Consider the following 12,349-nt stretch of genomic DNA (forward strand, 5'->3'; position numbering starts at 1 on the left):
CTCTGCTGCCCCTTCAAACTCAAGATTTCAATGCTTCGGCAAGGCTCGCGAGTTTCCCGCGAACCGAGCCATCGATTACCAGGTCGCCGGCGCGGATGACAATGCCCCCGATAAGGGATTTGTCTTCCTCGACTTGCAGGCGCACTTCCCGGTTGAGTCGTGCACTGAGAACCTTGGCGAGTTTGTCTTGCTGTTCTTGGTTCAATGCAAAAGCACTGGTGACTTCAACGTCTACCGACTTCTCTTGTTCAGCCTTGTACAGGTCAAACAGAGCGGCGATCTCCGGCAATAGCGGGAGACGGTCGTTTTCGGCAACGACGTGAATGAAGTTCTGTGCCTTGGCATCAAACTTGTCGCCGCACACGTCAATAAACGTGGCGGCCTTGTCTGCGCTCGTCAGTCGCGGGGCCTTGAGCACGCGCTGCATGGTGTCGTCTTGCGACACTGCTGCAGCCAGGCCGAGCATGGCTGACCAAGAGGCCAGTTGCTGGTGGGCCTGGGCGTGCTCGAAGGCTGCCTTAGCGTAAGGTCGGGCCAACGTGGTCAATTCTGCCATGATCGCCCTCGCTTAAATTTCAGCAGCCAGTTTGTTTACCAGCTCCGCGTGCGCGTTTTGATCGATTGTGGCACCCAGGATCTTCTCGGCGCCGCCAACGGCCAGAGCACCCAATTGGGCACGCAGCGCGTCTTTGACACTGTTCAGTTCCTGTTCGATCTCGGCCTGAGCCTGAACCTTCACACGGTCAGCGTCGATACGGGCTTTTTCAACAGCCTCTTCAACGATCTGGTTACCGCGTTTCTTGGCTTGCTCAATGATCTCGGCTGCCTGAGCTTTAGCTTCGCGCAGTTGTTGACCCGCTTTATCTTGGGCCAACTCCAGGTCGCGAGCTGCTCGGGCGGCAGCGTCCAGTCCATCCGCGATCTTCTTCTGACGTTCGTGCAAAGCCGCGATGACCGGAGGCCACACGAACTTCATGCAAAACAGTACAAAAATGAAGAACGCAACGGACTGGCCAATCAGGGTTGCATTAATGTTCACGCCAACACCTCGCTCGTTCGTTGCACATCACACCAATTACTCGAAGGTGAGTAATTAGCCAGCGAGTTGACCAACGAATGGGTTCGCGAAGGTGAAGAACAGAGCGATACCAACACCGATCATGGTTACGGCGTCGAGCAGACCGGCAACGATGAACATTTTGACTTGCAGCATTGGAACCATTTCTGGCTGACGCGCTGCGCCTTCCAGGAACTTGCCGCCCAACAGGCCGAAACCAATTGCGGTACCCAGTGCGCCCAGGCCGATCAACAGTGCAACAGCGATAGCGGTTAGACCAACTACAGTTTCCATCTTTCCTCCCGACTTTTACGTCGTATGGTTTAGGTTTTTTAGATTTTAAAGCGGTAAAACAAATCGTTTCATAGCCCTGTTCGGGCCCCCACCCGTTTGACCGGGTGGGACATCAGGCCAGCCGAGACTGGTCTTAATGGTTCTCTTCGTGCGCCATCGACAGGTAGACGATGGTCAACATCATGAAGATAAACGCCTGCAGGGTGATGATCAGGATGTGGAACACTGCCCACGCCCACTGCAGAACTACGCCCAGGCCGCTAAGCCAGAGCAGACCGCTGCCGAACATCACAGCAATCAGAATGAAGACCAGCTCGCCGGCGTACATGTTGCCGAACAGACGCAGTGCCAGGGAGATAGGCTTGGCGATCAGCGTCACGAACTCCAGCAGGAAGTTCACCGGGATCAGCAGCGCCTGAAGAAAGATATTCTTGCTGCCGAAAGGGTGCAGGGTCAGTTCGCCGATGAAGCCGCCGATGCCCTTGACCTTGATGCTGTAGAAAATGATCAACGCGAACACCGACAGGGCCATGCCCAGGGTAGCGTTCGGGTCAGTGGTGGATACGGCACGGAATGGAATGTGTGCATCGCCAGTGATCAGGATGGCCAGCTGAGGAATCCAGTCGACCGGGATCAGGTCGACGGCGTTCATCAGGAAGACCCAGACGAAGATGGTCAGTGCCAGCGGTGCAATCACCGGGCTACGGCCATGGAAGCTGTCTTTCACGCTGCCATCGACGAATTCGACCAATACTTCAACGAAGTTCTGCAAAGCACCCGGTTGCCCCGACGTCGCCTTCTTAGCCGCCATGCGGAAAATCAGAACGAAGATCAGACCCAATGCTACCGACCAGCCGAGGGTATCGACGTGGAAAGCCCAGAAGCCCATTTCCTTGGCTTCTGCTGCGGTGTGGGCAAAACCCCAGCCGCCGTTAGGTAGCTGCCCGAAGGTCAGGTTCTGCAAGTGGTGCTGGATATAGCCCGAAGCGGTTGTCTCTGCCATGGTTGCCTCAAACGCCCTAAGGTCTCGAAAGTCTTGTTCTCATCAGCAGGGGCGCGAACCAGCTGACCAGTTGGGTCAACACGAAGACGCCGAATACAGCCAGCGGCGCCAATGGCTTCACACCTGCGAACGTCAATGCAAAGAGCACTGCCGTCAAAATCAGTTTGCCCGCCTCGCCGGCATAAAAAGACCGGACGATGGCTTGGGCTGCTCGGGCGCCGGAAAACCGAAATGCCCTGTGAGCGAAATAAACATTGGGCAGCAAGGCTATCAGGCCTCCGCAAAGTCCCGAGTACCCGGCTACGACCCCATGCCAGTACCAAAGCGCCAAAGCGGCCAGTACCAAAACGACAAATTGAGCCAGCAAGACCGGAAAAACTGCCAGGCGATGGAATGGCAAGCGGTTTGGCGTGCGGCTCTCCATCGTTTTTGCTCCCCAATGATCGGCTGCCAGAATTCAATAACTTGGCATAATTTGTGCCGACAAAATGCGCGCAGAGTATAGGGGCGGTTCTGCCCCTATTCAACTGTCAGGTAGTGATTTCCACCTGCACGCTACATGAGGAAATGTTTCAGCGAATGTGTGCAAGTACACCCTGAAGCTCATCGAGGGAGTTGTACCCGATCACCAACTGCCCCTTCCCCTTTTTCCCGTGCCGGATCTGCACCGCAGAGCCCAAGCGCTCGGCCAGACGCTGTTCGAGCCGGGCGATATCCGGGTCCGGCTTTACCGGTTCAGCAGGCTCCGGTTTGCCACTCAACCACTGGCGAACCAGTGCTTCGGTCTGGCGTACGGTCAGCCCTCGTGCGACAACGTGTCGCGCCCCTTCAACCTGTTGATTCTCCGGTAAACCGAGCAAAGCACGGGCATGACCCATTTCCAGGTCGCCGTGGGACAGCATGGTTTTGATGACTTCCGGCAACGCGATCAAGCGTAGCAGGTTGGCCACGGTTACGCGGGATTTGCCCACGGCTTCGGCCACTTGTTGCTGGGTCAGCTGGAATTCCTGCTGCAAACGCTGCAAGGCCACCGCTTCTTCGATCGGATTGAGGTCCTCGCGCTGGATGTTCTCGATCAGCGCCATGGCGATTGCGGTTTCATCCGGTACGTCGCGAACCATCGCCGGGATGGTTTCCTGGCCGGCTTGCTGACTGGCGCGCCAGCGACGTTCGCCGGCAATGATTTCGTAGCGACCGCTGCCGATCGGACGCACCACGATCGGCTGCATCACGCCCTGGGCCTTGATTGACTGCGCCAGCTCCTCCAGCGCCTGAGGATCCATGTCCCGCCGCGGCTGGTACTTGCCACGCTGGATCAGGTCCAGGGGCAGGTGCTGCAGCTCACGAAGATCCGCCTGCACCGCTTGTTCTTCCAGCGAGCTGACAGTCGGACCACTCAGCAGTGCATCCAGTCCACGTCCGAGACCTCGTTTCTTGACGGCCATGGGGATTCCTTAAGTTGCCTGAGCGGCGGCGGTGCGTGAGTTTTTGCGTTGACGGCGAACCATCTCGCCCGCCAATGCCAGATAGGCAATAGCGCCCCGCGAAGTCTTGTCGTACACCAGCGCCGGCATGCCATAGCTTGGCGCTTCGGCCAGGCGGATGTTGCGCGGAATGACCGTGTCGTAGAGCTGCTCGCCGAAATGCTCCTTGAGCTGCGCCGACACATCGTTCATCAGGCTCAGGCGCGGGTCGTACATGGTCCGCAACAGGCCTTCGACTTTCAGGTTCGGGTTGAGCAGCTCGGCGATGCGCTTGATGTTATCCACAAGGTCGCTCAAGCCTTCGAGTGCGAAGTACTCGCACTGCATGGGGATAATCACCCCGTCGGCCGCGACCAGTGCGTTAAGCGTGAGCATCGACAGCGACGGCGGGCAATCGATCAGAATGTAATCGTAGTTTTCACGGATCGGCGCCAACGCGCTGCGCAGGCGACTCTCCTTCATCTGCATTTCCAGCAGAACCACTTCCGCGGCGGTCAGGTCGCGGTTGGCCGGCAACAGCTGGTAACCACCGTGCTCGGAGTAGTGCATGGCCTGAGCCAGATCACATTCGCCGATCAACAGGTCGTAGACCGAGTTTTCCAGGCCGTGTTTATCCACACCGCTACCCATGGTGGCGTTGCCCTGTGGATCGAGATCGATCAGCAACACCCGGCGCTTGGTAGCGACCAGGGAAGCTGCGAGGTTGATACAGGTGGTGGTTTTGCCCACACCACCCTTTTGGTTCGCAATCGCGAATACCTTAGCCATTCTTGCTTGTGTTCCCAATCATGCCGTGCGGCGCAGTATCAGCAGATGGCGTTGGCCTTGGCAACCAGGTACGGCCAGGGCGTGTTCGCTATCGAGGTGGAAGTCTGCCGGCAATGCTACCAGCTCATCAGCCGGATGAACGCCCTTCATTGCCAGCCAACGTGTATCAGTGTCGCCAAGGTGGCGAGTCCAGTTGCTGAAGTTCTCCATACTGCTGAACGCCCGGGAGATGATCCCGTTGAAGGCTTGAGCAGGCTGAAAGTCTTCGACGCGACTGTGGATAACTTGCAGGTTATCCAGTTTGAGTTCGAGTTTGACCTGGGTCAGGAAGCGGGTTTTCTTGCCGTTGCTGTCCAGGCACGTCACTTGGGACTCCGGAAACAGGATGGCCAACGGAATACCCGGCATGCCGCCGCCGCTGCCAACGTCCAGCCAGCGACCGGTTTCGACGAACGGCATCACGCTCAAACTGTCGAGCAGGTGACGGGACACCATTTCGTCCGGATCACGCACGGCGGTCAGGTTGTAGGCCTTGTTCCATTTTATCAACAGGGCCAGATAACCCAGCAGCTGGGCATGCTGGGTATCTGACAACGTGACACCGAGCTGGCGAGCACCTGTGGATAACTCTTCTGCGTGTTGCGAGGTGACCGACGAACTCAAGCGCTTTGCTCCAACTGACGGCCAGCGCCGCGTTTTTTCAAATGAATCATCAACAGCGAAATCGCCGCCGGCGTGACACCCGGAATTCGTGACGCCTGGCCCAGGGTCTCTGGACGGGTCGCACCGAGCTTGCTCTGGATCTCTTTGGAGAGACCGGAAATGTTCGTGTAATCGATATCCACAGGCAGCTTGGTGTCTTCGCTGGCCCGCAGACGTGCGATTTCATCCTGCTGACGATCGATGTAACCGGCGTATTTGGTCTTGATTTCGACCTGCTCGGCCACTTGTGGATCTTCTGCGCCCCCACCGGTCACGGCGATCAGACCAGCGTAGTCGATTTCCGGACGGCTCAGCAGATTGAGCAAATTGTATTCGTGGGTCAGCGGCGTGCCGAATTTTTCGGAAATTGCATCGCCTTGTTCGGTGCCCGGGCGAACCCAGGTACTTTTCAAACGTTGTTCTTCCAGGGCAATGCTTTCGCGTTTGGTGCAGAACGCCGCCCAACGGGCGTCATCCACCAGACCCAGTTCGCGACCTTTTTCGGTCAGGCGCAGGTCGGCGTTGTCTTCACGCAGGATCAGGCGGTACTCGGCGCGGGAGGTAAACATCCGATACGGTTCCTGGGTACCCAGGGTAATCAGGTCGTCGACCAATACCCCGATGTACGCCTCGTCGCGACGCGGGCACCAGGCCTCTTTGCCTTGGGCACGCAAGGCGGCATTGGCCCCGGCCAGCAGGCCCTGGGCGCCGGCTTCTTCGTAACCGGTGGTGCCGTTGATTTGCCCGGCGAAGAACAGACCGCCGATGACTTTGGTTTCCAGGTTGTACTTCAGGTCACGCGGGTCGAAGTAATCGTATTCGATTGCGTAACCCGGACGCACGATGTGTGCGTTTTCCATGCCGCGGATCGATTGCACGATCTGCAACTGCACGTCGAACGGCAAGGATGTGGATATCCCGTTCGGGTACAGCTCGTTGGTCGTCAGGCCTTCGGGTTCGATAAAGACCTGATGGCTTTCCTTGTCGGCAAAGCGATGAATCTTGTCTTCGATCGACGGGCAGTAGCGTGGGCCGATTCCTTCGATCACACCTGCATCGGAATACATCGGCGAACGGTCGAGGTTGGCGGCGATGATCTCGTGGGTTCGGGCGTTGGTGTGGGTAATCCAGCAGCTGACCTGTTTCGGGTGCTGCTCTTTGGAGCCCATGAACGACATCACCGGAATCGGCGTATCGCCTGCTTGCTCGGTCATCACCGAGAAATCCACAGAGCGACCGTCGATGCGCGGCGGTGTACCGGTTTTTAGGCGACCGACGCGCAATGGCAATTCACGCAAACGGTGAGCCAGGGCAATCGATGGCGGATCACCGGCGCGACCGCCGGAAAAATTCTGCATGCCGATGTGGATAAGTCCACCGAGGAAGGTGCCAGTGGTCAACACCACGGAATCGGCGAGGAAACGCAGACCCATTTGGGTGACTACTCCGCGCACTTGGTCCTGTTCGACGATCAGGTCATCGGCGGCTTGTTGAAATATCCACAGGTTCGGCTGGTTTTCCAGGGCTTCGCGGACAGCGGCCTTGTACAGAACCCGGTCGGCCTGAGCACGAGTTGCACGTACGGCCGGGCCTTTGCGGCTGTTCAACACGCGAAACTGAATTCCACCCTTATCGGTAGCCATGGCCATCGCGCCGCCCAGGGCATCGATTTCCTTGACCAGGTGGCTTTTGCCGATCCCGCCAATGGCCGGGTTGCAACTCATGGCACCGAGGGTTTCCACGTTATGCGTCAGCAACAGGGTTTTTGCCCCCATGCGTGCTGACGCCAGTGCTGCCTCGGTACCGGCATGACCGCCGCCGATGACGATCACTTCAAAACGGGAAGGGAAATCCACCACGCACCTCGTGCCTGCTTCAGTCAGGTAATCAGAAATAGTTTGAGCACAGGTTTTTGGACCTGGTCGGCAAGTATAGGGACTTCGCCCTTCCTAAAGAACCCTTTGCACAAAATTTAACCAGCTGTGGAAAAGTCGGCTTAACAGAAATTAAAAAGAAAGAAATTTATTAAATCTTTGTTTTTATGTTTATTTCTACTGAGGCACATTTCTGTGGATAGATTCACACAGCCCTTTATATTCAATGTGTAGAGAGAATCAAAACCCTGTGATCATGTGCCAATGAGGCCCTTGGATAACCGGTTTAAGCCTGTGGATTAAAGGGGTGGTTATCCACAGCGGTGGTTATTCGCAGTTTTCAGGCCCTGTTATCAACTGCCCTTAGTGGCAGTTATTCACAGGGCTTAATCCACAGAAATTCGCTGAATCAGCAAATCCCGGGCACGGAAAATTCGCTCAAGCAGAAAAAATCTGCTCGGCACTGGAAGAAAATTTAAGGGAGAGGAAGAAACAGACAGGCGCGATAGGCCTGTCTGTGGGGCAACGCGTGTACGCCGATCTGTTTCTGTAGGAGCTGGCTTGCCAGCGAAGGGGCCGTCACATTCAATATTGATTTGTCAGACAGTCTGCCTTCGCTGGCAAGCCAGCTCCTACAAGGATCGTGTTCTTTCCGTAGGTGATGGCATCTTACTTACCAATACAGAAGCTGGAAAAGATCCGTCCAAGCAGGTCATCGGAGCTGAACGCACCGGTGATTTCACCCAGAGCGTGCTGGGCCTGGCGCAGATCTTCGGCCAGCAGTTCGCCGGCACCTGCCAATGTCAGCTGCGCACGGCCGTGCTCGAGGGAAGCACTGGCATGGCGTAGCGCTTCGAGGTGACGCCTGCGAGCGCTGAAGCTGCTCTCGGAGGTCTGTTCATAGCCCATGCAGGCCTTGAGATGCTCACGCAGCAGTTCCAGGCCGTCGCCGGCAGATTTGGCGCTGAGGCTGATGGTGACGTGGCCATCCTCGCTGACTTCCATAGCAATGGCTTCGCCGGTGAGGTCTGCCTTGTTGCGGATCAACGTAACTTTCGCCGGGTCTGGACGGGTTTCCAGGAATTCAGGCCACAACGCGAATGGATCAAGTGCTTCGGGTGCGGTGGCGTCGACCACCAGCAATACGCGATCAGCTTCGCCAATGGCCTTCAATGCCCGCTCGACGCCGATTTTTTCCACATGATCATCGGTATCGCGCAAACCTGCGGTATCGACCACATGCAGCGGCATGCCATCGATGTGGATATGTTCGCGAAGAATGTCCCGGGTCGTGCCGGCAATCTCGGTGACGATCGCTGCTTCACGACCGGCCAATGCATTCAGCAGGCTGGATTTACCCGCATTCGGTCGACCGGCAATCACCACCGTCATGCCGTCGCGCAGCAAAACCCCCTGCCCGGCTTCACGCAATACGGTGGATAACTCATCACGTACCTTGTCGAGCATGCTCAGTACATGACCATCGGCAAGGAAGTCGATTTCTTCTTCCGGGAAGTCGATAGCCGCTTCGACATAGATCCGCAGGCCAATCAATTGCTCGGTGAGGTGATGCACACGCTCGGAAAATGCGCCCTGCAAGGAACGCAGGGCATTGCGTGCCGCCTGGGCCGAGCTCGCCTCGATCAAGTCAGCGATGGCTTCGGCCTGGGCCAGGTCGAGTTTGTCGTTGAGGAAGGCGCGTTCGCTGAATTCACCGGGTCGGGCCAGTCGGCAGCCCAGTTCCAGGCAACGCTTGAGCAGCATATCCAGAACAATCGGGCCGCCATGGCCTTGCAGTTCCAGCACATCTTCGCCGGTGAACGAGTTCGGCCCCGGGAAATACAGGGCAATGCCTTGGTCCAGGACCTCATCGTTTTCACTGAGGAAGGGGCCGTAGTGGGCGAATCGCGGCTTGAGTTCACGACCGCTGAAGGCCTTGGCCGCGACACTCGCCAGAGGCCCGGAAATACGGACGATGCCGACACCGCCACGACCTTGGGCGGTGGCGACGGCAGCGATGGTTTCACGAGGAACGCTCATAAACCGGTATCCAGACAAAAGTGACAGATAGCAAAACGCCCCACTAGGGGGCGTTTTGAGTGGTTATCCACAGTGCAAGTTACGCCTCGGCTTTTTTCACAGCCGCTTCGATCTTACGCGTGATGTACCACTGTTGGGCAATCGACAACACGTTGTTCACAACCCAGTACAGCACCAGACCCGCCGGGAACCACAGGAAGAAGAAGGTGAAGATGATTGGCATCAGCTTCATCACCTTGGCCTGCATCGGATCCGGAGGCGTCGGGTTCAACTGCTGCTGGATAAACATGGTGACACCCATGATGATCGGCAGAATGAAGAACGGATCCTTGATCGACAAGTCCGTAATCCACAGCATGAACGGCGCCTGGCGCATTTCAACGCTTTCCAGCAGAACCCAGTACAGCGAAAGGAAAACCGGCATCTGCACGAGGATTGGCAAGCAACCACCCAGCGGATTGATCTTCTCTTTCTTGTACAGCTCCATCATGGCTTGCGACATTTTCTGCCGATCGTCGCCATGTTGCTCTTTCAGCGCAGCCAGTTTCGGTGCCACTGCACGCATGCGCGCCATGGATTTGTAGCTGGCAGCCGACAGCGGGAAGAAAATCCCTTTGATCAGCATGGTCAGGAAGATGATCGACCAGCCCCAGTTACCAACGATCGCGTGGATGTGTCCCAGCAACCAGAAAATTGGCTGGGCGATGAACCAAAGAATGCCGTAATCCACGGTCAGTTCCAGACCTGGGGACAACTCTTTGAGCACTGCCTGACTTTTCGGACCCGCGTACAGAACGGCGCTGGTCTCGGCTTTTGCACCTGGCGCGACGCTCATTGCCGGGCCGGTAAAACCGATGATGTAGTTGCCCTTGCTGTCTTTACGGGTCTGGACGACGTTATTTTCGCCCTTGGCCGGAATCCATGCTGTGACGAAGTAGTGTTGCAACCAGGCAACCCAACCACCACTGACCGTTTCCTTCAACTGCGCCTTGTCCATGTCCTTCATGGATACTTTCTTGTACGGCTCGTTACTTGTCCACAGGGCAGCGCCCAGGTAAGTCGCGGTACCGGTGGCGGTGGTCGAGGAAGGATCACCGCTGGCGTCACGCTTCAGTTGCGCGAACATCGCACCAGACCAGGGCTGCGCGCTCTGGTTGTCGATCAGGTAGGAAACGGTTACGTCATACAGGCCACGTTTCAGGGTGAAACGCTTGATGTAATTGACGCCATCCTTGCTGAACTTCAGGTCCACGACCAATTGGTCCTGACCGTCAGCCAGTTGATAAGTCTTCTTCTCCGAGGAGTAGACCGGACGACCGGCCGGGTTTGCATCCGGGCCGTTGGTGCCGATCAGACCGCTTTGCGCCAGGTAAGTCAGCTCACCGCCGTTATCGAACAGCTGGAACGGAATTTCCGGATGGTCCTGGCGACGTGGATACAACGGCAATTTCAGCTGGGCAACATCGCCACCTTGTGGGTCGACTGCCAGGTCGAGCACATCCGTTTTGATCTGGATGAGGTCTTTGCTTGCCGCTACTGGTGTTTCAGCAGGTGCAGTTGCACTGGTATCGCTTGCGGCGCGTGGAATGTCGTCACTGACAGAAGCATTATTGCCAGTCGCCGTATCCGGTAGACCCGGTGCGGTAGTACTGGAAGCAACATTCTGAGTCGGCAGGGCAGCCTGGCCATAGTCCTGGTTCCATTTAAGAACCATAACGTAGGACACGATTGCCAGGGCGACGATCAGGATCGTGCGTTTGATATCCATGATTACTCGGCCATCGAAGAAGAACGGGAGGTAGGGATAGATGGAACCGGGTCATAACCACCGGGATTCCACGGATGACAGCGACCTAAACGACGAAAGGCCAGCCAGCCACCGCGCAGAAGGCCATGATTTTCTATGGCTTCATACGCGTAGCAGGAACAACTGGGGTAGAAGCGACAGTGACTGGCCATCAGAGGACTAATGGCATAGCGATAAAACTGGATCGGAACGAGTGCCAGTTTACGCATCGGGACTGTCTACCCCTACAGTTTCGGTTTTGACTGCTGGTACTGGCGTGCTGCGTGCCAGACGCTTCCAGAGTTTGCCGAAATGCTGAATCAATTCGGGGTTTTCTACGTCACCCAAACCTTTGCGCGCGACGATAACGATGTCCCAGCCGACCAGTGAGTCCTGGTGCAGACGGAACGATTCGCGCATCAGACGTTTGAGGCGATTGCGCTCGACGGAGAGCTTTACGCTCTTTTTCCCGATAACCAGCCCGAGACGGGGGTGATCAAGATCGTTGTTGCGCGCAAGGAGCAGGAGATTTTTCCCCGGAACCTTGCCGGTAGGGGAGTCAAAGACTGCCTTGAAATGCCGGGGGGTAAGCAGGCGCTTTTCCCGACTGAAGTCCTGACTCACCTCCAGTGCCGGATTATCAAACTGCCAGACGCGCACGACCTTTGGCGCGACGACGCGACAGGACGGCACGACCGTTCTTGGTAGCCATGCGAGCACGGAAACCGTGGGTACGAGCGCGTTTGATGGTGCTTGGTTGGAAAGTACGTTTCATTGTCGTGTTACCTGATTCGTCCACAACGGGCCGGAATGGCCCCCGTTTTAAGAGACCGGGGATTCTAGAGAAAGCAAGCCTCTAGGTCAATTTCCAACCAGCGTTTCCTTATAAATAGATCTCCAGGGGTTTTGTCGGTGGCAGCCCTTCGCTAGATATAGAAATAAAGAAGGAAAGTATTTAAAGCTTTTCTGTAAAGCTTATAAAAGCTAGGGCCACGATCATCTGTGGATAACTACCTCAAGCCCTTTTATTCCGTGCTGTACAGAGAATGACAACTACCGTGGTAAACAGGGGGCAGCCTGTGCTGCGCTGTCGGATAACCTGTGGGTGAAAGGGCAGCTTATCCACAGGCTGGTTATCCACCGAGTTTCGCCCCCACTTGTGCAACGACCTTACGGGTGGTTATCCACAGGGCTTATACACAGACCATTGGTCGACTTTTTTACCTATAAAACCGTGATTCTTATTCGGCAGTGAATAACCTACGTGTGGATAAGTCGGCGTCTGGTCGCTACAATGGCCGCTTGTTTTTGCCTCACCGGCTTTCAACTTAGGGGATATCC

14 protein-coding genes are annotated in these 12,349 nt (G+C 56.4%); all 14 read right to left on the reverse strand.

What is annotated here, in order from left to right; genetic code table 11:
• Positions 1 to 19 precede the first annotated feature (19 nt).
• Positions 20 to 556: a F0F1 ATP synthase subunit delta gene (locus ACA062_RS33055; RefSeq protein WP_109626976.1), complete on the reverse strand. Its 537-nt coding sequence runs from the start codon at positions 554 to 556 to the stop codon at positions 20 to 22.
• 12 nt (positions 557 to 568) lie between these two features.
• Positions 569 to 1,039, reverse strand: a complete 471-nt coding sequence (locus ACA062_RS33060; RefSeq protein WP_008027535.1) for a F0F1 ATP synthase subunit B — start codon at positions 1,037 to 1,039, stop codon at positions 569 to 571.
• 54 nt (positions 1,040 to 1,093) lie between these two features.
• Complete coding sequence (gene atpE, locus ACA062_RS33065) at positions 1,094 to 1,351, reverse strand: F0F1 ATP synthase subunit C (protein ID WP_002555987.1); 258 nt, start codon at positions 1,349 to 1,351, stop codon at positions 1,094 to 1,096.
• 133 nt (positions 1,352 to 1,484) lie between these two features.
• Entirely contained in the window at positions 1,485 to 2,354 is an 870-nt protein-coding gene (gene atpB / locus ACA062_RS33070) for a F0F1 ATP synthase subunit A (RefSeq protein WP_064680525.1), read from the reverse strand.
• A gap of 16 nt (positions 2,355 to 2,370) precedes the next feature.
• On the reverse strand, positions 2,371 to 2,778 hold the full coding sequence (locus ACA062_RS33075) for a F0F1 ATP synthase subunit I (protein ID WP_007948092.1): 408 nt from the start codon (positions 2,776 to 2,778) through the stop codon (positions 2,371 to 2,373).
• 148 nt (positions 2,779 to 2,926) lie between these two features.
• Positions 2,927 to 3,799, reverse strand: a complete 873-nt coding sequence (locus ACA062_RS33080; RefSeq protein ID WP_150765384.1) for a ParB/RepB/Spo0J family partition protein — start codon at positions 3,797 to 3,799, stop codon at positions 2,927 to 2,929.
• A gap of 9 nt (positions 3,800 to 3,808) precedes the next feature.
• Complete coding sequence (locus ACA062_RS33085; RefSeq protein ID WP_128874600.1) at positions 3,809 to 4,606, reverse strand: ParA family protein; 798 nt, start codon at positions 4,604 to 4,606, stop codon at positions 3,809 to 3,811.
• An 18-nt stretch (positions 4,607 to 4,624) separates the two neighbouring features.
• Positions 4,625 to 5,269, reverse strand: a complete 645-nt coding sequence (gene rsmG, locus ACA062_RS33090) for a 16S rRNA (guanine(527)-N(7))-methyltransferase RsmG (protein ID WP_497454675.1) — start codon at positions 5,267 to 5,269, stop codon at positions 4,625 to 4,627.
• A complete protein-coding gene (mnmG, locus tag ACA062_RS33095; RefSeq protein WP_497454676.1) occupies positions 5,266 to 7,164 on the reverse strand; it encodes a tRNA uridine-5-carboxymethylaminomethyl(34) synthesis enzyme MnmG in 1,899 nt (632 codons plus the stop codon). Before mnmG ends, rsmG begins: the two co-directional genes overlap by 4 nt.
• A gap of 687 nt (positions 7,165 to 7,851) precedes the next feature.
• The gene (gene mnmE / locus ACA062_RS33100) at positions 7,852 to 9,222 is read right to left on the reverse strand and encodes a tRNA uridine-5-carboxymethylaminomethyl(34) synthesis GTPase MnmE (protein ID WP_497454677.1); all 1,371 of its coding nucleotides are present in this window, start codon (positions 9,220 to 9,222) and stop codon (positions 7,852 to 7,854) included.
• Positions 9,223 to 9,301: 79 nt separating this feature from the next.
• Positions 9,302 to 10,990 carry a membrane protein insertase YidC gene (yidC, locus tag ACA062_RS33105; RefSeq protein ID WP_497454678.1) on the reverse strand — a complete coding sequence of 563 codons (1,689 nt, stop codon included), beginning with the start codon at positions 10,988 to 10,990 and terminating at the stop codon, positions 9,302 to 9,304.
• A 2-nt stretch (positions 10,991 to 10,992) separates the two neighbouring features.
• Positions 10,993 to 11,238, reverse strand: a complete 246-nt coding sequence (gene yidD, locus ACA062_RS33110) for a membrane protein insertion efficiency factor YidD (protein ID WP_074872215.1) — start codon at positions 11,236 to 11,238, stop codon at positions 10,993 to 10,995.
• Positions 11,231 to 11,632 carry a ribonuclease P protein component gene (rnpA, locus tag ACA062_RS33115; RefSeq protein ID WP_027926203.1) on the reverse strand — a complete coding sequence of 134 codons (402 nt, stop codon included), beginning with the start codon at positions 11,630 to 11,632 and terminating at the stop codon, positions 11,231 to 11,233. The genes yidD and rnpA overlap by 8 nt, the downstream gene beginning before the upstream one ends.
• A gap of 16 nt (positions 11,633 to 11,648) precedes the next feature.
• Complete coding sequence (rpmH, locus tag ACA062_RS33120) at positions 11,649 to 11,783, reverse strand: 50S ribosomal protein L34 (RefSeq protein WP_003213577.1); 135 nt, start codon at positions 11,781 to 11,783, stop codon at positions 11,649 to 11,651.
• Between the last annotated feature and the right edge of the window lie 566 nt (positions 11,784 to 12,349).

It is taken from the genome of Pseudomonas sp. LBUM1679, assembly GCF_059695565.1.

What these genes read in the sequence shown, in the direction of transcription:
- ACA062_RS33055 (WP_109626976.1), bottom strand. Translation starts at nt 556, where the DNA reads ATGGCAGAATTGACCACGTTGGCCCGACCTTACGCTAAGGCAGCCTTC.
- atpE (WP_002555987.1), bottom strand. Translation starts at nt 1,351, where the DNA reads ATGGAAACTGTAGTTGGTCTAACCGCTATCGCTGTTGCACTGTTGATC.
- atpB (WP_064680525.1), bottom strand. Translation starts at nt 2,354, where the DNA reads ATGGCAGAGACAACCGCTTCGGGCTATATCCAGCACCACTTGCAGAAC.
- ACA062_RS33075 (WP_007948092.1), bottom strand. Translation starts at nt 2,778, where the DNA reads ATGGAGAGCCGCACGCCAAACCGCTTGCCATTCCATCGCCTGGCAGTT.
- ACA062_RS33080 (WP_150765384.1), bottom strand. Translation starts at nt 3,799, where the DNA reads ATGGCCGTCAAGAAACGAGGTCTCGGACGTGGACTGGATGCACTGCTG.
- ACA062_RS33085 (WP_128874600.1), bottom strand. Translation starts at nt 4,606, where the DNA reads ATGGCTAAGGTATTCGCGATTGCGAACCAAAAGGGTGGTGTGGGCAAA.
- mnmE (WP_497454677.1), bottom strand. Translation starts at nt 9,222, where the DNA reads ATGAGCGTTCCTCGTGAAACCATCGCTGCCGTCGCCACCGCCCAAGGT.
- yidC (WP_497454678.1), bottom strand. Translation starts at nt 10,990, where the DNA reads ATGGATATCAAACGCACGATCCTGATCGTCGCCCTGGCAATCGTGTCC.
- yidD (WP_074872215.1), bottom strand. Translation starts at nt 11,238, where the DNA reads ATGCGTAAACTGGCACTCGTTCCGATCCAGTTTTATCGCTATGCCATT.
- rpmH (WP_003213577.1), bottom strand. Translation starts at nt 11,783, where the DNA reads ATGAAACGTACTTTCCAACCAAGCACCATCAAACGCGCTCGTACCCAC.